This is a genomic window from Kitasatospora sp. NPDC058184, assembly GCF_042883725.1.
GTDB lineage: Bacteria > Actinomycetota > Actinomycetes > Streptomycetales > Streptomycetaceae > Kitasatospora.
The window spans coordinates 649,193-671,931 of sequence record NZ_JBHVVE010000001.1 but is presented as its reverse complement, the minus strand read 5'-3'; the positions used below and the strand labels follow the sequence as shown (position 1 = coordinate 671,931).

Genomic DNA, 22,739 nt, shown 5'->3' with positions numbered 1-22,739 from the left:
GTCGGGTACGCTTGGGGCCGTTGAAGGGGAGTAGCCCTCCACCGGACCGTCGACATACTGGCCCCCAGGGGCCCGGCGCCCGGGGCACCGCTCGATGAACGGTGCCGGCGAGACCTTCGGCCGCAGTGCTGTGACCATGACCAGTGCTGTCGGGCCGAAGCGTCCCCTGACGGAGCCGCGGCGGCCGGGCAGCCTCCGACCGAGGAAAACCCCTGATGAGTCTCACCGTTGCCGCGTTGACCTTCGGCATCATCTTCCTGGCCGAACTGCCGGACAAGACCGCGCTGGCCAGCCTGGTGCTCGGCACCAAGTACCGCGCGAGCTACGTCTTCGCGGGCATCGCCGCCGCCTTCGCCCTCCAGGTGGGCCTCGCGCTCGCCGCCGGGCACCTGCTCTCGCTGCTGCCGCACCGCTGGGTGGAGGGCGTCACCGGCCTGCTGTTCCTGGTCGGCGCGGCGATGCTGCTGTTCCACGGCGGCGAGGACGAGGACGAGCACGCGGCCAAGGAGCCGTCCTCGAACAGCTTCTGGAAGGTGGCCGGGGCCAGCTTCGTGGTGGTCGCGATCGCCGAGTTCGGCGACCTGACCCAGATCATGACCGCCAACCTGGCCGCCAAGTACGCCGACCCGCTGGCCGTCGGCCTCGGCTCCTGGCTGGCGCTGTGCGCGGTCGGCGGGATCGCCATCGTGGGCGGCCAGAAGCTGCTCAAGTACGTGCCGATGAAGCTGATCATCCGGGTGGCGGCGGCGATCATGGTGGTGCTGGCGGGCATCAGCATCTTCGGGGCGATCACCGGCTGATCCGTCCGCCGTCCGCCGTCCGCCGTCCGCCGTCCGCCGCCTGTCGCCTGTCGGCCTCAGCAGCTGTTGTGGGCGTCCAGGGCGGCACGGGTGTTGGGGCCGAAGACGCCCCGCTTGTCCCCCTTGACGGCCCACATCCACTGGACGTAGCCGACGGTGTTCACAGTGGTGTCGTCGTACACCCCGGTCACCGGCACGCTCGCCCAGCAGACGACGACGGCGAGCTTCTGCTGGAGGGCGGTCACGTCGGGCCCGCTCATCCCGGACTGCAGCACGCGCGGGGTCGGGGCGGTGGTGGGCGTCGGGGTCGGGGAGGGGGCCGGCGGAACGGTCGGCGTGGGGGCCGGGGCGGGGGGAGCGGCCGGGGCCTCGGTGGTCGGTGCGGCCGTCGGCGGCGGGGTGACCGTCTTCGTCGGGCTCGGCTTGCGGGTGGCGGTGGGCGTCGGGCTGGGCGCCTCGCTGGTCGGCGCCGCCGTGGTCGGAACGGGTGTCGCCAGGGTCGGCGGGTCCACCGGGGCGGGCGCCAGGGTGCTCGTCGGCAGCGGCTGCGCCTGCTTGGCCGGCGGTTCGGCGGAGGGCGTCACCGCGTACGCGACGCCGATGGTGAGCGCGACCAGGGCGGCGCCGATCCCGGCGAGCAGCCCCTTGCGCTGGGCGAGCGGGCGCCGCTCGGCCTGCTCGGCCGCCCGTCTGGCGGCCCGGCCGCCGCCCTCGGGCCCGGGCGTGTCCGGGGCCCGCGCGACGTCCGGGCCCTGCCCGGCGGCGGGTGCCTGCCCGAAGGCGAAGAGGCCGATCTCGTTCCCGCCCGGCCCGGCGGGCGGGACCGGCGGCAGCACGGTGGTGGCGTACGCGTCCCCGTGGCCGCCGGGGTGGGCGCCGGGGTAGCCGTCGGCGGCGGGGCCGAACGGGTCCTGCCCGGGGCCGGCCGGGGCCTGTCCCGACCCGAAGGGGGCCTGCGCCGACCCGAAGGGGTCCTGTCCCGGGGCGACGGGCGGCAGCACCGTGGTGGCGTACGCGTCCGCGTCCGGTCCGAGCGGGGGAGCGGCCGGCTGCCCGGGGGCGGGCTGTCCCGGGGGGACCGGCGGCAGCACCGTGGTCGCGAACGGGTCCACCACCGGCGCGTTCGGGTGGCTCTCGTCGGCCACCTGGTCGGCGGTCTGCGGAACGTACGGGCGGACCAGCGGCGGGCCCTCGACGTGCGGCAGGATGGCGGTCTCGGTGAGGCTCGGGTCCGGGACGCAGCCGCACCCGGTGGAGCGTGCGGTGCCGCACGTCGGGCAGTGCTGGTCCGGCATCGGCCGGTCCTCCTCGGGTTCGCGTCGACTTCGCGGTCGGTCGGTCGGTCGGTCGGTCGTCGGTCGTCGGTCGGTCGTCGGTCAGTCGTCGTTCGTTCGTTCAGTCGGTCGATCGTCCGGCGCGCGTTCGGCGCGTGTTCCCGGCGGATCCGGGCGCACGATCGGGCCTGATTATGCAGGACCGTCCGAAGGGGGGACAGGGGCGTCCGTCCCCCGGCGGGGGTGTTGTGCCGGTTGGTGCGGGTTGGCTCCTCCGAGAACGCCCGGAGCGCGGCGGTTGTCCCCGGCGCTTACGCTCGGCTCAACCCGGTGGAACATACCGGGACGAAACCGACCAGCGCGGTGAGCTGGGAGTGATCATCCGCACGGCCCGGCCGACGGGCCCGGGACCCCATGGAGACGCCATGCCCACGGAGACGCCGTGATGCCCGGGGAGACGCCGTGACGCCCCGCGCGGACGCCGTGACGCCCGCGGGGACCCGATGACGGAGCCGCGCACCGCGTCCGGCCGGAGCCCGGCGGGCGAGCCCGGCCCGCCGGCGGTCACCGTCCCCAACCTCTGGGTGCCGATCGGCGCCCTGCTGCTGGCGATGCTGCTCGCGGCCCTCGACCAGACCATCGTCTCCACCGCGCTGCCGACCATCGTCAGCGACCTCGGCGGCCTCGACCACCTCTCCTGGGTGGTCACCGCCTACCTGCTGGCCTCCACCGCCGCGACCCCGCTGTGGGGCAAGCTCGGCGACATGTACGGCCGGAAGCGCTTCTTCCAGGCCTCCATCGTGATCTTCCTGCTCGGCTCGGTGCTGTGCGGGATCGCCCAGAACATGGGCGAGCTGATCGCCTTCCGCGCCCTCCAGGGCCTGGGCGGCGGCGGGCTGATGGTGCTCTCCCAGGCGATCGTCGGCGACCTCGTCGCGCCCCGGGACCGCGGCCGCTACCAGGGCCTCTTCGGCGCCGTGTTCGGCGTCACCAGCGTGCTCGGCCCGCTGCTCGGCGGGGTGTTCGTCGACCACCTCAGCTGGCGCTGGGTGTTCTACATCAACCTGCCGATCGGCATCGTCGCCCTGGTGGTGATCGCGGCGGTGCTGCACGGGATGGAGGTCCGGCGCGAGCACCGGATCGACTACCTGGGCACCGTCCTGATCGCCGCCGTCGCGACCTGCCTGGTGCTGATGACCTCGCTCGGCGGGACCACCTGGGCCTGGACATCCTGGCAGGTCGTCGGCCTCGGCGTGCTCGGGCTGGTGCTGCTGCTCGCCTTCGTCCAGGTCGAGCGGACGGCCGCGGAGCCGGTGCTGCCGCTGCGGCTGTTCCGCTCGCGGACGTTCAGCCTGGTCGCGGTGATCTCCTTCGTGGTCGGCTTCGCGATGTTCGGCGCGCTGACCTACCTGCCGACCTTCCTCCAGGTGGTCCAGCAGGTCTCGCCCACCATGTCCGGCATCCACATGCTGCCGATGGTGCTCGGCATGCTGCTCACCTCGATCGGCTCCGGCCAGATCGTCGCCCGTACCGGCCACTACCGGATCTTCCCGATCGCCGGGACGGCCGTGACGACGGTCGGGCTGCTACTGCTCTCCCGGCTGGACGAGCACAGCAGCACCGCCGAGATGAGCTTCTACTTCCTGGTCTTCGGCCTCGGGCTGGGACTGGTCATGCAGGTGCTGGTGCTGATCGTGCAGAACTCGGTCGGCTACGAGGACCTCGGCGTGGCCACCGCGGGCGCCACCTTCTTCCGCTCCATCGGTGCCTCCTTCGGCGTCTCCATCTTCGGGACGGTCTTCGCGAGCGGACTGCGCAGCCGGCTCGCCGACGCCCTGGCGGGGGTGCCGCTGCCGCCCGGCTTCCGGCCGGAGGTCATCACCTCCGACCCGCGGGTCATCCCCCGGCTGCCGGCCGCCGTCCAGCCGGGCGTCTACCACGCGTACGCCGAGTCGATCACCCGGGTGTTCCTGTACGCGGTGCCGGTCGCGGTGGTCGCCTTCGTGCTGTCGCTGTTCCTGCGCGAACAGAAGCTGCGCTCCACCGTCACCGCTCCGGACCTCAGCGAGTCCATCGGGTTCAACCCGGTCGACCGCACCTCGCTGGACGAGATCGCCCGCGCCCTCTCGGTGCTGAACAGCCGCGAGGCCCGGCGCGACCTCTTCCGGCGGATCACCGAGACCGCCGGGCTGGACCTGCGGCCCGCCTCCAGCTGGCTGCTCCTCCAGATGCACCAGCACGGCTCGGTCGAGCCGGCCGAACTGGCCGAGCGGCGGATCGTCCCGGTCTCGGTGATCGAGGAGGCCGTCCGGGAGGTGGAGGGCCGGGGGCTGGCGGCGAGGGCCGGCGGGCTGCCGCTGCGGCTCACCGAACCGGGGGAGGAGGCGGCGCTGCGGCTGGTCGCCGCCCGGCGCACCCAGCTCGCCGAACTGCTGGGGGACTGGGACGAACAGCGGTACGCCGAGCTCGCCGGGGTCCTGAACCGGCTCAGCTCCTCGCTCTGCGCGGACCGGCGCGACCGTCCGGACCCGTCGGGGCCGCAGGGGCCGTACCGTGGGGAGGGGCGGTCGTTCTGACCGTCCGTTCGTCCGTCGGCCCGTGGGGCGTGACCGGGAAGGGTGGTGCGGCGTGCCGCTCGAGATCGAGCGCAAGTTCCTGCTGGAGGCCTTCGAGCCGCCGGAGACGGCGGTGCGGCAGCACATCGAGCAGGGGTACATCGCGATCAAGGACGACGGGACGGAGGTGCGGCTGCGGCGGATCGGCGGCAGCTGCGTCCTCGGCGTCAAGCGCAAGGCGTCCGGTGCCGGTTCCCCGGTGCGGATCGAGGTGGAACGCGAGCTGGGGGAACAGGAGTTCACCGAACTCTGGCCGGCCACCGAGGGCGCGCGGCTGGTCAAGGAGCGCTACACCTTCGACGCGTCCGGCGTCACGGTCTACGCGGACGTCTACCAGGGGGAGTTGGCCGGGCTGCGCACCGTCGAGGTCGAGTTCGGCTCGGAGGCCGAGGCGGCGGCGTTCTCGGCGCCGGAGTGGTTCGGCGTCGAGATCACCGGCGTGAAGGCGTACAAGAACCAGACCCTGGCGACCGGCGGTCTGCCCAACTCCTGAGACCGGTAACGGGGTTACGGTGCCCCGAACCAGCGCGGGGTGTCGAGGCGGAACGGGTCGCCGGGGGCGAGCCGGCGCAGGCCGTCCTCCAGTTGGCGCAGCTGCTCCTCGCCCAGGGTCGCCGCCCACTCCTCGCGCAGCTCGTCGAAGATCCGGGCCGAGCGGAGCAGGCAGTCCACCCCGCGTGCGGTGAGCCGGACCAGCTTGCGCCGGGTGTCGGCCGGGTCGGCGGCCCGCTCGACGTAGCCGAGCTGCTCCAGGCCGTCGATGGTCTTGCCCGCGGCCTGCTTGGTGACGCCGAGGCGGCGGCCGAGCTCGGTGGCGGTGGTGCCGTGCGGGCCGATCGCCTGGAAGACGAAGCCGTGCATCGGGCGCAGGTCGGGGTGGCCTTCGCGGGCGATGCGCTCGTGCAGCTCGTCGATGATCGTCCGGAAGGCGAGCAGCAGGCGCAGCGGCAGCTCAAAGCCGGGCGGGGACGGTTCACTTGACACGATAGACAACCTCATTGACCATATAGACAACTTCATTGTCCATCTTAGGGGGTTCCCTCGCCATGCCCGTCATCCGCCGGACCGACGCCCGCCGCACCGAGACCCCGAACGCCGTCATGACCACCTACGCCTCGCCCACCCAGGGCGCCACCTCCCTCGCCGTCTGGCACGTCGACATGACCGCCGGCGCCCGGGGCCCGCTGCACGCCATGGACACCGAGCAGGTCTGGACACTCCTCACCGGCACCGCCCGGGTCGACCTGGCGGGGGAGACCTTCACCCTCGCCGCCGGAGACACCGCCGCCCTCCCCGCCGACACCGTCCGGCAGATCGCCACCGACACCGGCTTCACCGCCGTCGTCGCCTCCCCGTCCCCCGCCCACGCCTACAACCCCGACGCCGTCACCCCGCCCGACGCCTGCGCCCTCGCCCCGCGCGACGACCAGCGCGTCCTCCCGCCGTGGATCGCCTGAGCCCGATGCCGACGGGGACGGGGGCGGCCGAGGACTCGCCCCGGCCGTCCCCGCTCGACGGCCGCCGCTACCGCTGGCCCTCGATGTCGTCCTGCACGTCGTCCAGGTTCTGCTGACCCTGCTGCTGGGCCTGCGAGGCCTTCTGCTGGGCCTCGTCCTGTTGCGGTTGCCCGCTTCCGATGCGCTGCTTGGCCTCTTCCTCGGCCTGCTGGGCCTTGTCCCGGAACTTGTCGCCGATACCCATGACCGTTCCCCTGTCCCTCGGGTTCTGGGCTCTACCTCCAGGCTTCCACCCGGGCCCGGTCCCTGCATGTCGACGCCCCACTACCCGCCGTGACCGCCGGTGCCTCCGAACGGTCCGGCCGTGAGGTGTAGCAGACTGCTCCCCGTAAGCAGTCACCGGAGCAGAAGGAGTGCGCCATGTCCGTCGTCAAGATCAACGTCCTGACGGTGCCGGCCGAGCAGCGCGAGGTGCTGGAGCAGCGCTTCGCCTCCCGGGCCGGCGCGGTGGAGAACTCGGACGGCTTCGAGTGGTTCGAGCTCCTCCGCCCCGTCGAGGGCACCGACCAGTACCTCGTCTACACCCGCTGGCGCAGCGAGGAGGACTTCAAGGCCTGGATGGAGGGCCCCATGAAGGCCGCCCACCAGAACGGCCCCGCCGGCGAGGCCCCCAAGCGCCCCGCCGCCTCCGGCTCCACCCTCTGGTCCTTCGAGGTCGTCCAGTCGGCCGGCCCCAAGGCCTGAGCCTGCTTGGTAGCTACTCCCTCTTGACCTTCGGGCCCTCCCCCTGCCGGGGTGGGGCCCGAAGTGCTTGCTCATTCGCCCGCGATGAGGGAGAGATGGGCGGCAGCTGACCGGGACAGGCTGTCGAGGAGGGACTTGCCCTTCGCCGTCGTTCCGAGAGATGGCCGTCCGATGATGCCGGTCTTCGTGTAGCCGGCCATGCCGAGCGTGAGCAGGTGCGGGCGTTCGGGAGCGGAGTGGTCGTCCTGCTCGACGCCGTCCCGGATGAGGTGCGGGGCGCCGTGGAGGAGTAGCGACACTTCCAACTCGCCGCCGTGCATGTCGTCGGCGTTGCTGCTCTCCAGCCCGGCGGCTTCGCGGGCTTGGTGCCAGTCCTCGCGGACAGGGAAGAGGGCGACGCGCGGGCCCTCGGTGTTGGCCTCCTGGACGATGTTCGAGAGGACGTAGTTCCCGCCGTGCCCGTTCACGATGAGCAGGCCGGGAACGCCGGAGGCCTGGAGGGACTTCCAGATGTCGTTGATGACGGCGTAGAGGGTAGCCGCGCTGATGCTGACGGTGCCCGGCATGTGGGCGTGCTCGTGAGAGCAGGACACCGTGATGGGCGGCAGGAGGAAGAGGTCGTAGTCGGTGGCGATCCGGTGGGCGATCAGGCTGGCGACGACGGTGTCGGTGGTCAGGGGCAGGTGATCGCCGTGCTGCTCGAAGCTGCCGACCGGCAGCACGGCGATCTTGGCGCCGCGCCGGCGTTCGTCTGCGGACGTGGCGGCCGTGATCAGTGCGTCCATGAGCCCAGCCTCTCCCATCGGGCCGTCAGCGGTCGAGAGGGAGCCGTTCCATACATGAGCTTCAAGCGGCCGGTAAAGGTGGCGACTTCGGCCACGGTGCTCCACCGCTGGAGGGCCTTGTCAGCAGCGGACAGCTCCGCCATCGCCCGCGCGGACTCGGTGTCGATGGCGATCGACAGCGCGCGGTCCGCCGCTGCGGCAGCCTGCTCCGGCTCGCCGGACACCGCGTAGGCCCGCGCCAGACGGGAGAGATAGACGCCCTGGTCATTGCGGTAGATCGGCGGCAGGGCTCGGAGCTCAGCCTCGAACATGCCCACGGCTGTGTGCGGGTCGCCGAGTTCGATCAGGCAGTTCGCCCGCTGCATCTCGATGTACGTCGGCGTGCAGTACGCGAGATCAAGAGCGTCGTCGGTGTGTGAGACGTCCGGCGTGGCGGCAATGTCGTGAGCCTCGTCGAACTTCGCCTGTGCGAAACGCGGATTGCCCATCATCGCGTGGCCCTGCGCCTCCTGCTGTGCCGCCAGTGCCCGGATTCGGTGGGTGGCCCCGACGGACCGTTGGGCCGCGCGGGCAAGGCTGACAGCTTTCTGGGCGTTCCGCTGGGCAGTGGCCTGGTTGCTCTTCCGGAAGAGTACGTAGGCGGCCATCACGTCGTCGCCGGCCTCCTGCGCCCACTCCATCGCGCGGTCTGACCAGAACAGGGCTTGGTCGAAGTCCCCAAGGTCCTGGTTCAACCAGCCCAGGAACTCCGCAGTACGGGTGCCGATGGTGAGGAGGTCGTCGCGGGCGCGGCCCCCAGTAGCCTGCTGGAGCCGGTCGAGCAGGTGGACGTGCTGTGTCACGGCGTCGAGTGCGTGGCGGGAGCCGAGCAGGTTCGCGGCCCTGTAGTGACTGGGCATCGCAGCGCGTAGGTGACTGACGAGAAGCTCGGGGTCTATCGGAGCGGTGGGTCTCCGCCCGTCGGCGGACGGCTCCGGTGGGCGGGGACGGGGTTGTGCGACCGGTTCCTCCTGCTCCCAGGCCCGAGGAGCCAGGCCGAGCAGGCGGCCCGGGATGTGCAGGCCGTCGGCGATCCGCTCGATCAGATCGATCTTCTCGATCCTGCGCTTGCCGGACAGGACCTCGCCGACCCGGCTCGGGGTCATGTCACAGGCGCGAGCGATGAGCGACGGGTAGATCCCCGCCAGTTTGAGCAATCGGAAGACGGCGGCGAAGTCTCGTCTTCGACACGCAGTGATCATCTCCGGGTTGGACAGCAGGCCTGCGGGGAGCCGGTCCGGTACGCGAGCCTCGGTCACCATTGCCCCCGCTGTCGATCAGCAGCCGCTGCAAGCAAGTTGATTACCTGTGAGTTTACCCACAGTGGGCAACCAGCTTGGGTACGAAGTCCGCACTCGCTCTCGGCAACCTGGCACCAAGGGCCGGAACGTTCGGGTTCGGGCCGCCCATTGGGCATCGGGAGGCGGTGCACGTGACCAGCTCGGGAGAACCCCGCGACGGCTCCGAACCCTACAAGCCGGGCAACGGGATACCAGCGTTCGAGGCGCGACTCGCGCGGCACAGGCGGTCCGCGACAGTGGCCAGGAGCCACCTGCGTGACTTCCTCCAGAGCATCCCGGGCGGTACGGCCCTCATGGACGACGGCCAGCTGGTGCTCGGTGAACTGGTGGCCAACGCGGTGGTGCACGCGCGGGTTTCGCCCGGGCGCGAGATCGCTGTCCGGTTCGAGATGGCGTGCGACCAGCTGCGGATCGAGGTGCACGACGTGAGCAGCGAGAAGCCCGCGATCCGGTGTGCCGCCGACCTGGGCGACGTTTCGGGGCGTGGGTTGCACCTGGTGGAAGCCCTGTCCCTGGAGTGGGGCTTCGAGCCCCGCCCTGAAGGTGTCGGAAAGATCGTTTGGGCCCTGGTGGGCCCGGAAGGCGGTGTGGAATGAGCAGGCGGTCCTCCGGGACGGCGACGCGGTGCTTCTACTGCGGCGCGGGGCTGAGGAAGGCGCTGACCCGAAGCATCGTGGTGAACGGGCAGACGGTCGGTGTCCACAGGTGGCACCCGCGTCGGGCGGGGGAGGTGTCGGGGAAGTGACGCCGATCGGAGTCCCCGACGTGACGGAGGCGGCCTCCCCGTACCCCTTCCCGGTGGTCCTGGAAGTCCAAGGCCTCGTGGAGCCCGAGCACTTCGGCAAGCCGCCGGAGGCGATGGCGGCGCTCCTGGCGGTGGTCGGCACGCTTCCGCTCGGCCCGGACCAGCAGGACTACTTCGTCGAGCTGTTCGGGCCGTCGGAGGAGCAGGCGATCGGGCGCCGGCTCGCGATGCACGGAGAGGTGCGGGCCCTGGCATTCGTCGGCCTGACCCCGACCGTGGTCCGCCTGTACCCCGCCGGCCCCGGGACAGCCCAGTGATCCGGCACCTGCGGGCCCGATGGGACCGGCTCTCGACCTGGTGGCTGCTGGACGGCCAGTTCACCTGGCCGGTGCGGGCCGTCTCGCCGAGCCGGCGGGCCGCGCACCGCGACGCGTTGGCGTGGTACGCGGAGCCTGACTTCGCTCAAGAAGAGCGAATGCTGCTCATGCGGCAGATCTGGTGGGAGAAGACCGGCGTTGACGATCCGCTGCTCGACCTGACCGAGGCAGAGCTGTTCCGGCGGATCTTCGACTGCGAGCAGCCGACCCGGGACCGCACCTGACCTGATCAGGGACAACTGAAGACGTGCCGGACCACCCCGGAACCCTACCGGGAGAGGGGTGGTCCGGTGATTCGGAGCCCGATGCCGATGGCATCGGGCTCCTCGGCATGCCTGTGCACGGATGGCCGGTTCGGTTCTTGACCCAAGCAGCTGAAGAACAGTTGGACGGGAACGACGCCTTCGGTGCAGAGTTGGCGGCGAGCCTCGATTGACGTTGGAACTTTCCAATACCTATGGCTGCTCGCTGCGACTACGCAGCCTCGATCTCACCAATCAGCCTCCCCCACTCGTCAATGATTTCCCTGCCGTCAATCACCTGCCGAATGGCCGACTGGAGCTTATTCAATGAAGACCTAAGGACACTGCTCTGCTGTGCGGGAATCTTCACGCTTTCCAGCAACTGCTCAAGCTTTGGAAACGTTTCACGGGATGCCTCAACAAGGCCCAAAATAACCGCAAAGAAATCCCTGACAGTCTGAGCGTCGTCTCCAGCTAGTCCCCCTTCGGAGGCTAGTCTAATAATAGCAAGAATCCCCGGATCGATGGCGACTAGCTCGGTCGAATACTTGGAGCTCAGCTCCACATATCGAGAGATTGGATCTTCAAGAGAATCCTTTAGGTGGTGTGCGGCCGCCAATCGCCCAGCAAATCCCCCTCCGTGCGCATCGGAGTCGCCCATCTCTACAGTAGCCTGCTGGGCCTTTTCGCCAATTTCCCTCGTTACCTCCGAGATTGCAAGAAGCGTTTCTGCCCATTTGGGCATCGCAATCTCGGCCTCAGCCATAACGTCAAGGAAGCCAGGCTCGTCCTGATTCTCTGCCTCTGACCCTGGGTTGCGCAGGAAGGCTGGCAGCGACAGGATCGGGGCAACTTGAGCAGTATCGATGATCTGCTTAATGCGCGATGCCAGGTCGTTGATTGCCCGGCGATAACGCTGCGAGCCCTCGTCTTCTAGGCGTAGGTCACGCCAGTCGACCCACTGGCGCCGTGCAATGAGTGACATTACCTCGTCGCTCGATGGGCCGTCGGTCAATGGCGGCACATCAACGTAGTGAATCGGCAGCAAGAGGTCATCCAAGCCAAGGCTTGCAGCTTGGCCGGAAAATGCCAGAACCTCTCGTCGGCACTCCTGGCTCATGAAGAATTTAGGGGTGATGACAGGGATCAAGAATGTGACGCCAGAAAGAGCCAGGTCAATTCGGGCCCGCCATGAATCCCCCCATGCAATGTCATCCTTGTCTACGAATACGGCAAGTTCCTCGCCCGTGATAAGTTCGAATGCATTTCCGATCGACTTGGCAAGTCGGACAATCCGGCCGCCATCCAGCTCGTTGTCCCGGTGAGCGTATGACCAAAATCCAGCAGGGCCGTTGCCGTTCATGCGGGTCATGGTAGGGCAGCTGAACCCATCCCTGCACTGCGACTTGACAAAGTTCGGTGGAGCGGTTTGGTTGGCGTCCTGGCTGGTTTGGGGTCGAGCATTATTGGGGGTTGCAAGCTGTTGCGACTCGGTCAGGGCTTCTGGGTCTCACCGCAATTTGGCCGAGTGACTTCTCGTTCTTGCTCGACTTGGGTCCCGAGTCTATGAGGTGGGTAGAAAGGTAGCTCGAAGCTGCTTCGGAGGGCTTGAACCACGCACGGCTGATGTCTCTCGGCCTACTGGCTTCGATGAGGTCGTCCAGTCGGCGGGCCCCAAGGCCTGACGTCCGTACGGCAGTTGCGCGCCCCGGGGTTCAAGGAACCCCGGGGCGCGCTGCTGTGAGCGGGGGCGGGGGTCAGGTGGGGAAGGGGGTGTGGTGGGTGGGCCAGAGGAGGCGGAGGTGGAGGGGCGGGGGGTTGAGGGGGAGGCGGGTGAGGGTGCCGGCGGTGAGGTGGGTGTGGACGGCGTGGGTGGGGAGGAGGGCGATGCCGAGGCCCTGTTCGGCGCAGGCGCGGGTGGTGGGGACGGTGCCGGTGTGGAGGCGTCGGACGTGGTGGCCGAGGAGGCGTTCGCCGGCGAGGTGGTAGGAGCAGGCGGGGGTGTCGACGAGGAGGCGGTGGCCGCGGAGGAGCTCGGGGGTGAGGGCGGTGGCGCGGGCGAGCGGGTGGGTGGGGGCGGCGACCAGGGTGAGGGGGACGGTCTGGAGGTCGAGGTGGTCGAGCGGGGCGGGCGGCAGGGGGAAGCCGAGGGCGCCGAGCGGGCCGGGGGCGTCGAGGACGAGGGCCGCTTCCAGGGCTCCGGCGGCGACGCCGTCGAGCAGGACGTCCCGGGTGGCGTCGGTGTGGAGGGAGATGTCCAGGTCGGGGCGGTGGTCGGTGAGGCGGGCCAGGACGGCCGGGAGGTGGGTGGCGGCGACGGCGGCCAGCACGCCGAGGCGCAGGCGGGTCCGGGTGACGGCGACTTCGCGGCGGGCCTGGTCGGCCTGGTCGAGGAGTCGGCGGGACCAGGGCAGGAGGCGTTCCCCGGCCGGGGTGAGGGTCAGGTCGTGCCCGGCCTGGTCGAACAGGTCGGTGCCGAGGCTGTGTTCGAGGGTGCGGACCTGTTCGGAGACGGAGGCCGGGGCGAGTCCGAGGGCCATGGCCGCGCCGGTGACGGTGCGGTGGGCGACGAGGGCCTCGAAGACGCGCAACTGACGTAGTTCCACTGGTTTCCCCGGTTCCCCCGAAGGTCCGTACGGTGCCTGTGCGAGTGCTGCGGGACAGGGTACGGGGGTGGACGGGGTGGATGGGGTGCCCGAGGTCAGCGCCGGCCCGGGTCCTCCGGCCGTCCGGCGAGGGTGTGGGCCTCGTGGAGGGTGGCGGTCGCTTCGGCGTGGGCGCCGTGGACGAGTTGGGCCATGGCGAGGTCGGTGAGTGCCCGGACGAGGCGGTGGGTGTCGTCGGTGGGGCCGGTCGCGTGGAGGTGGCGTTCGATCCGGACGCTCCGCCGTAGCCGGGGGAGCGTGAGGTGGGCGTAGTAGGTGGGGTGGTCTCCGCGGACCGCCCGGCGGAGGTCGAGCCGCCGGGTGAGGGTGCCGAGGGTGGCGAGCAGGGTGCGGTCCTCCGGCAGGGGGAGGGGGCTGTCGGGGTGCTCGGACGGGTCGTCCTCGTCGGGCAGGTGGTCGGTGGGCTCGGGCCTGCCGGTGACGGCTTCGACGGCCCGCGCGAGGGTGGCCAGTCCGTCCTCGAAGGACTCGCGCAGGCTGAAGGACCAGTGGTGGAGGCTCAGGCCCAGCACCGGTTGGAGGGGTCGGCCCGGGTCGACGCCGAGTGCGAGCGGGTCCGGGGTGTCGGCCGCGGCCTGTTCGTCCCGTACGCCGGAGCGGGCGAACAGGGCGCTCCGCAGGCCCTCGTGGAAGCCGAAGTTGCCGGCGTCGCCGCGGGCGGGCAGGAGTTCGCAGGAGCGGGCGGCGTCCGCGAGCAGCCGGTGGGACTGTTCGGCGCGGCCCAGATCGGCGAACCACAGGGCGGCGCCGGCCGTCCGCAGGGCCGGGACGGGGCTGCGGGCCGGATCCGTGCGGCCCTCGCGCAGCCGGGCGAGGGCCTCGTGTTCGACGGCCACGGCCTCCTCGGTGCGGTCCGCGAGGCGGAGCAGCACGGTGAGGTCGAGCAGCCGCCACGCCAGGTCGCTCCCGCCGGGCTCGGTCACCGCCCGGGAGCGGTCGGCCACCGTGCGGGCGGCGTCCACGGCCTCGTCGAACCGTCCTGCCTCGGCGAGGCCGTGGGCGAGGTCGGCGTGCAGGACGGCGGCCTGGCCGAGGCCTTCCACCGGCTGGTCCGCTTCGGCGCGCCGGGCCAGGTCGGCCGCCTCCCGCCGGGCGGCGAGGGCGGGGCCGTCGGCGTGCGCCAGGGAGAGTTGCAGGGCGAGGGAGGACAGCGCGCGGGCGGCGTCGGCCAGGTGTTCGGTGCAGCCGTCGGCGACCAGGGCGCGGTAGATGCGGGCGGACTCCTCCAGGAGCGGGACGGCGTCCTCGGGCCGGGGCTCGGGCCGGCCGTAGGCCCGGCCCCGCAGTGCCTCGGCCAGCGCGGGCAGGCCCGAGGCGGGGTCGGTGCGGGCCTGGACCCGGAGCCGGGCGACCGTCTCGTCGGTGACGGGTTCCCGCCCCGACCGGCGGGCTCGCGGTGCGGGGTGGTCGGACGGGGCTCCGTGCGCGGGTGTCACGCGTTTCCTTCCGGGGCGGGGGAGGGGGGTCTCCCGTCCGAACGTCCTTCCGGCGGGGAGGAGTTCCGGAGACCGCGTGCCCCTACTCGGCGAGCGCGCCGTCGAGGTACTCCCGTACCGGCGGGAACAGCGGGAACGGCACGTACTCGGCCAGCTCGGCGCGGGTCGCCCACACCACCCGGTCCAGCTCGTCGGAGTCCACCACGGTGGCGGTGCCGCCGACCACCTCGCAGGCCGTGTACGCCATCCGCCGCCCGTTCTGCGGATGCTCCCGCTCGCCGAGCAGCCGGGCGGCGGTGACGCGCAGGCCGGTCTCCTCGGCGGTCTCGCGCACGGCCGCCGCCCCGGCGGACTCGCCCGGCTCGACCTCCCCGGCCGGGAACTGCCAGGACAGTTCGCCCTCGGCGACCCGCCGCCGCACCATCAGCACCCGGCCGTCCTCGACGACGATCGCGACGGCGACGGCGGGGGGTGCGTGCTCGGGGTTCTGCTCGGTCATCGCTCTGCTCCTCGGGTCAGGACGGCGTCGGTGTCGACGCCATCCTGACCCGGGGCCGCGGGCGCGGCCGACAGCAGGCAGCGGGCCGCGTGTCGTGTCGGCTGTGCGCAGTGTCGGCTACCGGTGCGCCGGCCCGTAGAGCGCCGACGGCGCGCCGGTGGCCAGTGCCCAGTAGCGGTCCCCGTACGACCAGTGCCACCACTCGGTGGGGTAGTTGACGAGCCCGGCGCCGGTCAGGACGCTGCCGAGCAGTCGCCGGTTGGCGCGGGCCTGAGCACCGATGTTGTCGGCGTGGGTGTAGCAGGCCCCGGCACTCTCCTCCGGGTTGGCGTTGACCCGGGTGCCGAGGTCGAGCTCACGGCCGTCGGCGTCGACGAGGGTGAGGTCGACGGCGGCCCCGGCACTGTGCGGTGCGATCTCCGGCGGGGAGACGTAGCGGCTGGCCGACGACCTGATCCGGTCGTCCGGCCAGTCGGGGTTCGCGGCCCGCAACTCGGCGGCGTACTCGTCGAAGTAGCGGCTCTGGAGGGCCGGCGGCCGATAGCCCTCGACGAACAGCAGCCGCAGGCCGTCCGGCAGGGCGGCCTGCGCGTCGAGCAGCCGGTCGAGCACGCCGGCCCGCAGCTGCGCGAAGGCCCCGGTGCCGTCCTGCTTGCGCCCGTCGACGGGCAGCCCGCCGCCGCTCCGTACGTCCGACAGCCGTACGTCCGACAGCCGTACGTCCGACAGCCGCTCGCCGCAGTCCTGGACGGGGACCGCGGCGACCTTCGGGTCGGACATGAGGATGATCTCGCTCAACACGCCTCCTGGGTCTCGGGTCCGGGGTCAGCTCTTCTCGTCGTCGGCCCAGGTGATGTCCATCTCGTCGATGAAGTAGCGGCCGTCGAAGCAGAGGAAGACCTTGGACGTGGTGTCGTTGTCCGCGATCCAGGTCTTGTTCCACTGGATGACGGTGCCGGCGCCGTCGCGCTTGGGGAAGTAGAGGCCCTCGCGGCGTTCGGGCTGGTTGTAGAAGCCGTGCCCGTTGGGCAGCCGGTACGGCGTCCGGAAGATGGCGTCGTGGCCGCCGATGCGGTCGAACAGCGCGGCGGGGAAGTTGGTGCGGGCGACGAGCTTCGGCGGGACGTAGTGGACGTCGACCTCGCCGGAGTCCACGTAGCGGGCGGGTTCCCCCGGCAGCCGGTGGAAGGCCCTGCGCACGGCGCCCGCCGTGTCGTAGCTGTCGGTGAAGGTCACGAGACTGCCCTCCCGGCCCTCCTGGTACCAGTCGCCCTGGGAGTACTGGTCGAAGTCGAAGGCCCCGATGCGGGTGCCCGGAGTGAGGAGCTCGCCGGGGACCTCCCGGAAGCTGGTCTCGTCGTAGATCTGCTCGATGGTCCGCACGCGCTTCTCGAAGCGGCGGGCCGGCACCCGGACCCGTCCCGTCCCCACCGGCAGGTCGGTGGCCTTCGGCGCCGGGGCGGGGGCGGGCTCCGGCGCGGGGAGGGGCGCGGGCGCCCAGGCGGTGCAGTTCAGGTCCTGGGCGCCGGCGCCCTTCTCCAGGATCAGGGGCCCGCCCGGCCGTTCGGCCGCCGGTTCGGCCAGGCCGAGGAGGCAGTTGGAGGAGTCGTGGAGGGCCATCAGCCGGCCGGTGTCGCGCTGGACGAAGGCCCGCCAGGCCTGCCGCCAGTACGAGGAGTCGCTGCCGGTGTCGGAGAACTTGGGCCGCAGGGTGACCCTGGCGCCCCGGCTCGATTCCTCGGCGGTCAGGTAGAGGCCGGTGGCCACATGCCGGATCCGGTGGTTGAGCACCCGGAACCGCTCGGCCACCCACTGCTCGCCGTCGCCACCGGTCTCGGGCGCGAGCACCACCGGGGTGCCCTCGGGGCTTCCCGGCGCGGCTCCGGCCACCAGGCCGGGAATGCGGTGGAGGCGTAGGACGAACGTCTCGGTGGGCCAGTCGACCAGCATCGTGGACACCTTTCGGCATGGGGATATGACAGAACGTCAAGACCATGATCGCTTGATCGGACGGATCGGCGCCAGGGCGTGCGGGGACGAAGGAACGGGCCAGTGGTCAGCAGGCCCGCAGGCGCTCCAGGAACTCCGGGACGCCGTCGACCCGGCGGTACGGCTCGAAGGCCGGTGCGAGCTCGCGGACCAGGGCGACGCAGCGGGGCGCGCCGATGCGGGTGGCCAGGTCGAGCGACTCACCGGTGACGGACACGGCCTGCTCGACCTCCTTGGCCTCCAGGTAGCCCCGGGCCTGGTACGTCAGGAAGACGCCGCGCGTCTTGTCCCTGGCGCGGGGCAGCAGCGCCATCCCCTCCGCGATCCGGGCCCGGGCCTCGTCCGGCCGGCCGAGGTCCAGGAGGCACTGGCCGGAGTCCACGGCCAGGTCGGCGGGGCTCATCCACGCGCACCACCCGGGTGCGGGGTCGGCGGCGTCGACGGCGAGGGCGGACTCGGCGTCGGACAGGTCCCGGTAGCAGGCGGCGCGGTCGCCGAGCGCCGCGTGGGCCCTGGCGCGGCGGAGGAGGAGCAGCGAGCGGGCGGTCGGGTGCGAGACGCCGGACAGGGCGTGTCCGAGCTGGCCGACGGAGACCCCCGCCTCGCCGAGCCAGGTGGCCTGGTAGGCGAAGTCGGACAGCACCCCGGCGCCGTGGTCGCGGTCGCCCGCGGCGTTCGCGGACTGCAGCGCGGCCTCCCACAGCTTTCCGGCCGCCCAGTGCCGGCCCTGGTCGAAGCGGTACCAGCCGCAGGTGGTGGCGAGCGAGGCGGCCAGCCGGTGGAGGCGTCGACCGGTCGCCTCGCCGTAGCGGCCCTCCTCGATCAGCTCCGTGACGGTGGCCAGGTGGGCGTCCATCAGACGGACGGTGTGCTGGCGCTGCTCGGTGGGCAGCGCCGTCAGCTTCCTGCTGGTCTCCTCCAGCCAGTCCACGAGTTCGCCGTCCACATGCTTGCCGTCCAGGGCCGAGGCGAGGCGCCCGGGCTCGGTCGTGGCCCACTGGGCGGCCAGGCCGCCCAGCGAGATCGCGCTGAAGGTCATGAAGCTGCGGCGGTCCATGGCGGCTCTCTGGGCGTCGTGGAGTGCTCGGACGGTGTGGGCGGCGCCCAGGGGCAGCGGCTCGTCCCGCCCAGGCAGCCAGTACGGCCAGCCGTACGCCTCCAACTCCGACAGCGGGACGTCGAAGGCCTCGGCGATGAGGAGCTGGGAGTCGGTGTTCGGCGTCTTGCGCCAGTGCTCCCACCGGCTGACGGCCGCCTTGTCGGCCCCGGACCGGAGCCCGTGACGCCGGGCGGCCTTGTTCAGCTCCGCGACGAGGTCGCCCTGCGACCAGTGACGCAGTTCGCGCGCGTAGGCGAGGGGATGCCGGATCGGGTCGTCCACGGGGTCAATCCCATCATCGACAGTGACCGCGAGCCTACCGCCGGTGCGGGCGGGACAACCCCGGGACCACGGGCAATGGCTTTCCGGTGAGGGCGAGTTGGGCTGTACTCGACTCGCACCATCGACCGAGTTCCTCCATGAAGGGGATGACCGCGTGAAGTGGAACGCGCTCACCGACGCGCTCCGGGAGTCCGGGGCGCTGTCGGTCGACTGGGAGCCGGTGTTCCGGGCGGTGCCCCGACGTCTGTTCGTCCCGGACCGGGTCCACCACGGGGGTGAGTGGCTCGACCGGGCGGAACGGCCGGGCGAGTGGGGGGAGTTGGTCGCCTCGGACGTCCCGCTCGTGACCCGGCTGGACGAGGACGGCCGCACGCCGGCCTCGTCCAGTTCGATGCCCACCGTCGTGGCCCGGATGCTCTGGCACCTCCGGGTCGCCGACGGCATGCGGGTGCTGGACATCGGCACCGGTGCGGGGTGGACGGCCGCGTTGCTGGCGCGCCGGCTCGGGGCGGAGAACGTGACCACCGTGGAGCTGGATCCCGAACTGTCCGGTGCCGCGCGGCGGCGCCTGGCGGCGAACGGCCTGCCGGTCACGGCCGTTGTCGGCGACGGCATGCTCGGCCATCCGGCGGGCGCGCCGTACGACCGGACCCATGTCACCGCGGCCGTGCAACGCGTCCCCGGGGCGCTGATCGAGCAGACGGTGCCCGGCGGCGTGATCGTCGTCCCGTACGGCACGGCGTTCTGCAACGGGGGGTTGCTGAGGCTCACCGTCGCCGACGACGGCCGGTCCGCGAGCGGGCCGTTCGTCGAGGATGTGGCGTTCATGTGGGTGCGGGACCAGCGCCCCGGGAGCGGCGAGTTCGAGATCGAGGACGTCCGGCACGGCCCGTCCGCCCTCGACCCCGCCGCCGTGGCCGAGCGCACCGACGCTGCCTTCGCGATCGGACTGCGACTGCCGGGCCTGTTCCGGCGGGAGGTGTGGGCGGGCTACGACCGCTTCGGTACGGGGCGGTTCGAGGTGTGGGACGGCGTCTCGTACGCCCACTGCCGCCTCGCCGACCGGGACGGGAAGCACGCCGTCTCGCAGTCCGGCCCCCGGAACCTGTGGGACGAGGTGACCGCCGCCCATGCCTGGTGGCAGCGCCAGGGCGAGCCCGGCCTCGACCGGTTCGGCCTGACGGTCACCGTCGCGGGCGAGCACCGGGTGTGGCTGAACGAGCCGGATCGCGTGGTCGGGTGAGGGGTGGCATGAAGCGCGCCCCGGGCTCGCGGGCCCGGGGCGCGCCGGACTGTGCGCGCGTGCGCCGCCTGAACGGGTGATCAAGGAGCACCCGAAGGTGCTCGACACACTCTCGGATGCCTTCGGGGACGTTGCCGGACAGCGTCAGACCAGCGATCCCATGGCGCCGCATGCCCAGCGGCCGAGCCAGAAGGCGGCAGTGGATTCCTGTTGGTCTTCCGTGGAGCCGTCATGAGGCAGGAACTCGGTGGGTGCGATGTAGCCCTCGCCGGGATCGAGCCGAATGCGCAAGCAGTGGAGGGGGAATCCGCGTGCGACGTAGGACCGGAGGTCATCGGTGTGCGGGTAACAGGCGGCGTGATCCTCGCGGACCGTCCGGCAGACGTTCTGGATGTCGACGTCACCGAGCAGGATGTAGCGGGTGCCAGGCCCGAGGTTGATGCACAGTCGTCGCCGACCGGTGTGCTTGCGTGCGTGGCTCAGCTTGTCCCAGTTGTCGACGTGCAGGCCGATCAGCCGACCATCTTGGTAGTTGGGTGTCGTGGTCGGTGACTTGGCGACGCTGAGAGCCTTGCCAAGCATGTGGGTTCCAGGACTGTTGAGGTGGTCGGGGCCGATGCTCTCGGCCCCGACCACCTCAACGACGATGTCGTCGGCCGTGGACCGACCGGGTCGGAGCCGGTCGATCACGTCGTGATCGAGGGAACGCCAAGGGCCGATGGGAATGACAGCACCCTCTTCGAACCGGGCGTCGCCGCGGGTCGTGCCGACACTGGCGACCTGGGTGCGGGCTGCGAGGGCGGCAGGTGAGGCGTGGGCGACCTTGAGACTCATGGAGTCCTCCTGGACCCGGGCCCGTCGAGGTCATCCCCGAAAGTGACCTCCAGCTCGGCCATGAGCGCTTGGGCGAGCTCGATCTGCTGGGGGCGGTCGATGATGACCTTCGTGAGGTTGCCGATACCCCGAAGCATGGACAGGTCGTTGCCGCGCAGGTCGGTCGCTCGATAGGTGCCGCGGCCGAACTCGGTGTCTCGTAGCGAGCAGCCGTCGAAGACCGCAGCAGTGAGGTCGCACCCGTTGAAGGCCGACTCGGTGAGCACGCAGTCGGTGAAAGCGAGCGGGCCGGTGGTGCGGAGCTTCTCGAAGGTGGAGTAGTTCAGCTTGCAGTGGTCGAACAGCACGTTGTCGAGGGTGAGGCCGTTGTAGTTCCCGCCCATGATCTTGCAGTTCCTGAAGACGACGCGCGACAGCCTGCTGTCGACCCACTGGAGATTTCCCAGGTCGCAGTCGGTGAATTCGACCGAGTCCACGCGTACCTCGTCCATGCGAACACGGGAAGCACGAAGGTTGGTGACGCGGCCGGTGAGGAGACGGGTGTTGGCCAGGTCGAGGTCGCGTAGATCGGCGTCGGCATAGGCGAACTCCTGGACGATGCCCCGGCCGCTCTCCAAGGTCGAGGTGCTGGAGAGGTAGCCACCGGTGAGATCGGGCAAGGTGATGCTGATACGGCCGAAGGAACGGCTGGGCATGGTGAATGCTCGCTTTCCGTTGCGCCGGGCCAGCGCCGGTCGGCACTGGCCCGGCGACGCTCACTTCTTGTTCCAGTTGTCCCAGGTCGGACGGTTGTCGAACTTGGGGCCGGCGTTGTCCCAGGTGGGGCGGTTGTCGAACTTCGCCACCGCGGGGCCGGTCGTGCCGGCATCCACCAGGTCGCTGATCACGTCGGTTTCGATGGTCTTCAGCAGTTCGAGCAAGGTCATGACGCGGTCTCCGCTCGGACGGTATCGGACAGGGCGGTGAGAAGGGCCTGCCGCGACACGCGGCAGTGGTTCGTCTCGGTGGAGTCGAAGCGGCCGTTCTCGAAGAACCTGTTTCCGGCCTGAGCACCCCGACAGAAGCCGAAGTACTCGCAGGTGGCCTCGCAGGCGTCCAGGCCGGTCAGGAACTCGTCCACGTAGCGGAGCCGATGGGCGTTGGCCAGCATGTCGCGGATGGTGAGCTGCAGGACGTTCCCGGCCTGGAAGTCGTGGTACTCGGGGGATTGGACGCCCGCCAGCTCAGGGGAGAGAAGAACGACGTCCCCGATTGAAGAGACGGTCGGGATGGGGTCGATCCGAACGCTTTGCCAGCCGTCTCCGCCTCGCAGGGAGCGCAGGTAGGCGCCAAGGCGATCGATTTCGCGGACGGTCAGGCCGGGGTTCGAACGAGTCCAGGCGATCGCGCGGTTCCAGAACTCGGCTGCGGCTTCGAACATGGGGACGGGGCGGTGGGCATTGGCTCCCTCGCGCTCTTCGATGTTGATTCCTACGGTGTGGCAGCCCAGTTCGGCGAAGAAGTCCAGCAGGTCCTCCGGCCGGCCGATGCTGTCCACTGTGACCACGGCGATCGTGGAGAAGCCGATTCCGTGTCGGCGAAGATGCGCAATGCCTCGGAGGGTGCGATCGAAGACAGGCTTTCCTCGGCGGTCGACGCGCTCCGTGTTGAACTCGGCGGGACCGTCGATGCTCACCCCCACACGTACCTCGCGCTCCGCGAAGAACTCGCACCAGCGGTCACTGACCAAGGTGCCGTTGGTCTGGACATAGTGGTGCAGCAGGCCTTCATGCCGAAGGCTCTCGAACGGATCGGTCAACTCGGAGAGACGCGACGTCCCGAGCGCCAGCGGTTCACCCGCGTGCCACACAAGGTCCATCGGGGCATCGACGGTTGCGATCTCGCGGATCGACCGGGCAATGGCCTCGGCGACATCGGACGTCATCGGCGTCCGACGGTCCTTTCCGGGGAGGTAGCAGTAGCTGCACGCCACATTGCAGAAGCCGTCCGGTTGCACGACGACCGACCGCGGTCGGGGGGAGATCCGCCGGCGGTAGCGCTCGCGGGAGGTGAGTGGAGGTGTGCGGGCCACGGTGGTCCTCTCAAGCGTAGGGACGATCACTGGAAGCGGAGGTCTGCGTGCACGGTCTTGCAGGATTTGCTGACCAGCTCCGTGGCGATCGGGAGGTCACGCAGGCCTCCCGCTGGGATGCCGGATCGTTCGGCCGCCCAGGAACTCCCGAACCCGATGGCGATTTCCAGTTCCAGAGCGGCTGATCATCAGTCAACAGTGCTTCTGCGGATGAGACGAGGTCAGACTGGAGGACACATCA

At 70.8% G+C, this 22,739-nt stretch carries 25 protein-coding genes; 9 read left to right on the top strand and 16 right to left on the bottom strand.

Annotated elements, in window-relative coordinates:
- The first annotated feature begins 212 nt into the window (after nucleotides 1-212).
- On the top strand, nucleotides 213-800 hold the full coding sequence (locus tag ACFVXH_RS03050) for a TMEM165/GDT1 family protein (protein WP_049656026.1): 588 nt from the start codon (nucleotides 213-215) through the stop codon (nucleotides 798-800).
- A 56-nt stretch (nucleotides 801-856) separates the two neighbouring features.
- On the opposite strand, the gene ACFVXH_RS03045 is transcribed toward ACFVXH_RS03050, so the two are convergent.
- A complete protein-coding gene (locus ACFVXH_RS03045) occupies nucleotides 857-2,095 on the bottom strand; it encodes a hypothetical protein (protein WP_387819807.1) in 1,239 nt (412 codons plus the stop codon).
- 482 nt (nucleotides 2,096-2,577) lie between these two features.
- Between ACFVXH_RS03045 and ACFVXH_RS03040 the strand changes: the two genes are divergently transcribed.
- Nucleotides 2,578-4,650, top strand: coding sequence for an MFS transporter (locus tag ACFVXH_RS03040; RefSeq protein ID WP_387819805.1), 2,073 nt, complete (start codon nucleotides 2,578-2,580; stop codon nucleotides 4,648-4,650).
- 52 nt (nucleotides 4,651-4,702) lie between these two features.
- On the top strand, nucleotides 4,703-5,182 hold the full coding sequence (locus ACFVXH_RS03035) for a CYTH domain-containing protein (protein ID WP_387819803.1): 480 nt from the start codon (nucleotides 4,703-4,705) through the stop codon (nucleotides 5,180-5,182).
- 14 nt (nucleotides 5,183-5,196) lie between these two features.
- Here the strand turns inward: ACFVXH_RS03035 and ACFVXH_RS03030 are convergent, their stop codons facing one another.
- Nucleotides 5,197-5,688, bottom strand: coding sequence for a MarR family winged helix-turn-helix transcriptional regulator (locus ACFVXH_RS03030; protein ID WP_387819895.1), 492 nt, complete (start codon nucleotides 5,686-5,688; stop codon nucleotides 5,197-5,199).
- Between the two features lie 47 nt (nucleotides 5,689-5,735).
- Here ACFVXH_RS03030 and ACFVXH_RS03025 point away from each other — a divergent pair, with 47 nt between their 5' ends.
- Complete coding sequence (locus tag ACFVXH_RS03025; RefSeq protein ID WP_387819801.1) at nucleotides 5,736-6,146, top strand: cupin domain-containing protein; 411 nt, start codon at nucleotides 5,736-5,738, stop codon at nucleotides 6,144-6,146.
- Between the two features lie 67 nt (nucleotides 6,147-6,213).
- On the opposite strand, the gene ACFVXH_RS03020 is transcribed toward ACFVXH_RS03025, so the two are convergent.
- Nucleotides 6,214-6,390: a hypothetical protein gene (locus ACFVXH_RS03020; protein ID WP_199823059.1), complete on the bottom strand. Its 177-nt coding sequence runs from the start codon at nucleotides 6,388-6,390 to the stop codon at nucleotides 6,214-6,216.
- A gap of 176 nt (nucleotides 6,391-6,566) precedes the next feature.
- Here ACFVXH_RS03020 and ACFVXH_RS03015 point away from each other — a divergent pair, with 176 nt between their 5' ends.
- Nucleotides 6,567-6,890: an antibiotic biosynthesis monooxygenase gene (locus tag ACFVXH_RS03015; protein WP_074000815.1), complete on the top strand. Its 324-nt coding sequence runs from the start codon at nucleotides 6,567-6,569 to the stop codon at nucleotides 6,888-6,890.
- Between the two features lie 71 nt (nucleotides 6,891-6,961).
- On the opposite strand, the gene ACFVXH_RS03010 is transcribed toward ACFVXH_RS03015, so the two are convergent.
- Both ACFVXH_RS03010 and ACFVXH_RS03005 read right to left on the bottom strand, forming a co-directional pair.
- A complete protein-coding gene (locus tag ACFVXH_RS03010) occupies nucleotides 6,962-7,675 on the bottom strand; it encodes a creatininase family protein (RefSeq protein ID WP_387819798.1) in 714 nt (237 codons plus the stop codon).
- The gene (locus tag ACFVXH_RS03005; protein WP_387819796.1) at nucleotides 7,663-8,976 is read right to left on the bottom strand and encodes a hypothetical protein; all 1,314 of its coding nucleotides are present in this window, start codon (nucleotides 8,974-8,976) and stop codon (nucleotides 7,663-7,665) included. The genes ACFVXH_RS03010 and ACFVXH_RS03005 overlap by 13 nt, the downstream gene beginning before the upstream one ends.
- Before the next feature lie 170 nt (nucleotides 8,977-9,146).
- Between ACFVXH_RS03005 and ACFVXH_RS03000 the strand changes: the two genes are divergently transcribed.
- The 3 genes from ACFVXH_RS03000 to ACFVXH_RS02990 all read left to right on the top strand — a co-directional run bounded on the left by ACFVXH_RS03000 (nucleotide 9,147) and on the right by ACFVXH_RS02990 (nucleotide 10,361).
- Nucleotides 9,147-9,611, top strand: a complete 465-nt coding sequence (locus tag ACFVXH_RS03000) for an ATP-binding protein (RefSeq protein ID WP_387819794.1) — start codon at nucleotides 9,147-9,149, stop codon at nucleotides 9,609-9,611.
- A 145-nt stretch (nucleotides 9,612-9,756) separates the two neighbouring features.
- The gene (locus ACFVXH_RS02995) at nucleotides 9,757-10,077 is read left to right on the top strand and encodes a hypothetical protein (protein ID WP_387819792.1); all 321 of its coding nucleotides are present in this window, start codon (nucleotides 9,757-9,759) and stop codon (nucleotides 10,075-10,077) included.
- Nucleotides 10,074-10,361, top strand: coding sequence for a hypothetical protein (locus tag ACFVXH_RS02990; RefSeq protein ID WP_387819790.1), 288 nt, complete (start codon nucleotides 10,074-10,076; stop codon nucleotides 10,359-10,361). The genes ACFVXH_RS02995 and ACFVXH_RS02990 overlap by 4 nt, the downstream gene beginning before the upstream one ends.
- 250 nt (nucleotides 10,362-10,611) lie before the next feature.
- On the opposite strand, the gene ACFVXH_RS02985 is transcribed toward ACFVXH_RS02990, so the two are convergent.
- From ACFVXH_RS02985 to ACFVXH_RS02955, 7 genes are all read right to left on the bottom strand, one after another.
- Nucleotides 10,612-11,742: a toll/interleukin-1 receptor domain-containing protein gene (locus ACFVXH_RS02985; protein ID WP_387819788.1), complete on the bottom strand. Its 1,131-nt coding sequence runs from the start codon at nucleotides 11,740-11,742 to the stop codon at nucleotides 10,612-10,614.
- Between the two features lie 394 nt (nucleotides 11,743-12,136).
- Nucleotides 12,137-12,970, bottom strand: a complete 834-nt coding sequence (locus tag ACFVXH_RS02980; protein ID WP_387819786.1) for a LysR family transcriptional regulator — start codon at nucleotides 12,968-12,970, stop codon at nucleotides 12,137-12,139.
- Between the two features lie 110 nt (nucleotides 12,971-13,080).
- Nucleotides 13,081-14,481 (bottom strand): hypothetical protein, encoded by a 1,401-nt coding sequence (locus ACFVXH_RS02975; RefSeq protein WP_387819784.1) that lies wholly within the window; start codon nucleotides 14,479-14,481, stop codon nucleotides 13,081-13,083.
- A gap of 82 nt (nucleotides 14,482-14,563) precedes the next feature.
- Nucleotides 14,564-14,980, bottom strand: a complete 417-nt coding sequence (locus ACFVXH_RS02970; protein WP_387819782.1) for an NUDIX hydrolase — start codon at nucleotides 14,978-14,980, stop codon at nucleotides 14,564-14,566.
- Nucleotides 14,981-15,097: 117 nt separating this feature from the next.
- The gene (locus ACFVXH_RS02965) at nucleotides 15,098-15,778 is read right to left on the bottom strand and encodes a M15 family metallopeptidase (protein WP_387819780.1); all 681 of its coding nucleotides are present in this window, start codon (nucleotides 15,776-15,778) and stop codon (nucleotides 15,098-15,100) included.
- A 27-nt stretch (nucleotides 15,779-15,805) separates the two neighbouring features.
- Nucleotides 15,806-16,930 carry an RICIN domain-containing protein gene (locus tag ACFVXH_RS02960; RefSeq protein WP_387819778.1) on the bottom strand — a complete coding sequence of 375 codons (1,125 nt, stop codon included), beginning with the start codon at nucleotides 16,928-16,930 and terminating at the stop codon, nucleotides 15,806-15,808.
- Between the two features lie 106 nt (nucleotides 16,931-17,036).
- A complete protein-coding gene (locus ACFVXH_RS02955) occupies nucleotides 17,037-18,350 on the bottom strand; it encodes an XRE family transcriptional regulator (protein ID WP_387819776.1) in 1,314 nt (437 codons plus the stop codon).
- Between the two features lie 154 nt (nucleotides 18,351-18,504).
- Here ACFVXH_RS02955 and ACFVXH_RS02950 point away from each other — a divergent pair, with 154 nt between their 5' ends.
- Complete coding sequence (locus ACFVXH_RS02950) at nucleotides 18,505-19,593, top strand: methyltransferase domain-containing protein (RefSeq protein ID WP_387819775.1); 1,089 nt, start codon at nucleotides 18,505-18,507, stop codon at nucleotides 19,591-19,593.
- 144 nt (nucleotides 19,594-19,737) lie between these two features.
- On the opposite strand, the gene ACFVXH_RS02945 is transcribed toward ACFVXH_RS02950, so the two are convergent.
- The 4 genes from ACFVXH_RS02945 to amcB are packed head-to-tail and all read right to left on the bottom strand — an operon-like array spanning nucleotide 19,738 to nucleotide 22,498.
- Nucleotides 19,738-20,427: a hypothetical protein gene (locus tag ACFVXH_RS02945; RefSeq protein ID WP_074000823.1), complete on the bottom strand. Its 690-nt coding sequence runs from the start codon at nucleotides 20,425-20,427 to the stop codon at nucleotides 19,738-19,740.
- Nucleotides 20,424-21,122: a pentapeptide repeat-containing protein gene (locus ACFVXH_RS02940; protein WP_049650506.1), complete on the bottom strand. Its 699-nt coding sequence runs from the start codon at nucleotides 21,120-21,122 to the stop codon at nucleotides 20,424-20,426. The genes ACFVXH_RS02945 and ACFVXH_RS02940 overlap by 4 nt, the downstream gene beginning before the upstream one ends.
- 60 nt (nucleotides 21,123-21,182) lie before the next feature.
- Nucleotides 21,183-21,353, bottom strand: a complete 171-nt coding sequence (amcA, locus tag ACFVXH_RS02935; RefSeq protein WP_198959297.1) for a multiple cyclophane-containing RiPP AmcA — start codon at nucleotides 21,351-21,353, stop codon at nucleotides 21,183-21,185.
- Nucleotides 21,350-22,498, bottom strand: coding sequence for a cyclophane-forming radical SAM peptide maturase AmcB (gene amcB, locus ACFVXH_RS02930; protein ID WP_074000824.1), 1,149 nt, complete (start codon nucleotides 22,496-22,498; stop codon nucleotides 21,350-21,352). The genes amcA and amcB overlap by 4 nt, the downstream gene beginning before the upstream one ends.
- Between the last annotated feature and the right edge of the window lie 241 nt (nucleotides 22,499-22,739).

Bases quoted from the DNA above. Each gene is read 5' to 3' on its own strand.
- ACFVXH_RS03015 (WP_074000815.1), top strand. From the start codon at position 6,567: ATGTCCGTCGTCAAGATCAACGTCCTGACGGTGCCGGCCGAGCAGCGC.
- ACFVXH_RS03010 (WP_387819798.1), bottom strand. From the start codon at position 7,675: ATGGACGCACTGATCACGGCCGCCACGTCCGCAGACGAACGCCGGCGC.
- ACFVXH_RS03020 (WP_199823059.1), bottom strand. From the start codon at position 6,390: ATGGGTATCGGCGACAAGTTCCGGGACAAGGCCCAGCAGGCCGAGGAA.
- ACFVXH_RS03030 (WP_387819895.1), bottom strand. From the start codon at position 5,688: ATGAGGTTGTCTATCGTGTCAAGTGAACCGTCCCCGCCCGGCTTTGAG.
- ACFVXH_RS03005 (WP_387819796.1), bottom strand. From the start codon at position 8,976: ATGGTGACCGAGGCTCGCGTACCGGACCGGCTCCCCGCAGGCCTGCTG.
- ACFVXH_RS02940 (WP_049650506.1), bottom strand. From the start codon at position 21,122: ATGCCCAGCCGTTCCTTCGGCCGTATCAGCATCACCTTGCCCGATCTC.
- ACFVXH_RS02960 (WP_387819778.1), bottom strand. From the start codon at position 16,930: ATGCTGGTCGACTGGCCCACCGAGACGTTCGTCCTACGCCTCCACCGC.
- ACFVXH_RS02945 (WP_074000823.1), bottom strand. From the start codon at position 20,427: ATGAGTCTCAAGGTCGCCCACGCCTCACCTGCCGCCCTCGCAGCCCGC.
- amcA (WP_198959297.1), bottom strand. From the start codon at position 21,353: ATGACCTTGCTCGAACTGCTGAAGACCATCGAAACCGACGTGATCAGC.
- ACFVXH_RS03040 (WP_387819805.1), top strand. From the start codon at position 2,578: ATGACGGAGCCGCGCACCGCGTCCGGCCGGAGCCCGGCGGGCGAGCCC.
- ACFVXH_RS02985 (WP_387819788.1), bottom strand. From the start codon at position 11,742: ATGAACGGCAACGGCCCTGCTGGATTTTGGTCATACGCTCACCGGGAC.
- ACFVXH_RS03025 (WP_387819801.1), top strand. From the start codon at position 5,736: ATGCCCGTCATCCGCCGGACCGACGCCCGCCGCACCGAGACCCCGAAC.
- ACFVXH_RS02970 (WP_387819782.1), bottom strand. From the start codon at position 14,980: ATGACCGAGCAGAACCCCGAGCACGCACCCCCCGCCGTCGCCGTCGCG.
- ACFVXH_RS03045 (WP_387819807.1), bottom strand. From the start codon at position 2,095: ATGCCGGACCAGCACTGCCCGACGTGCGGCACCGCACGCTCCACCGGG.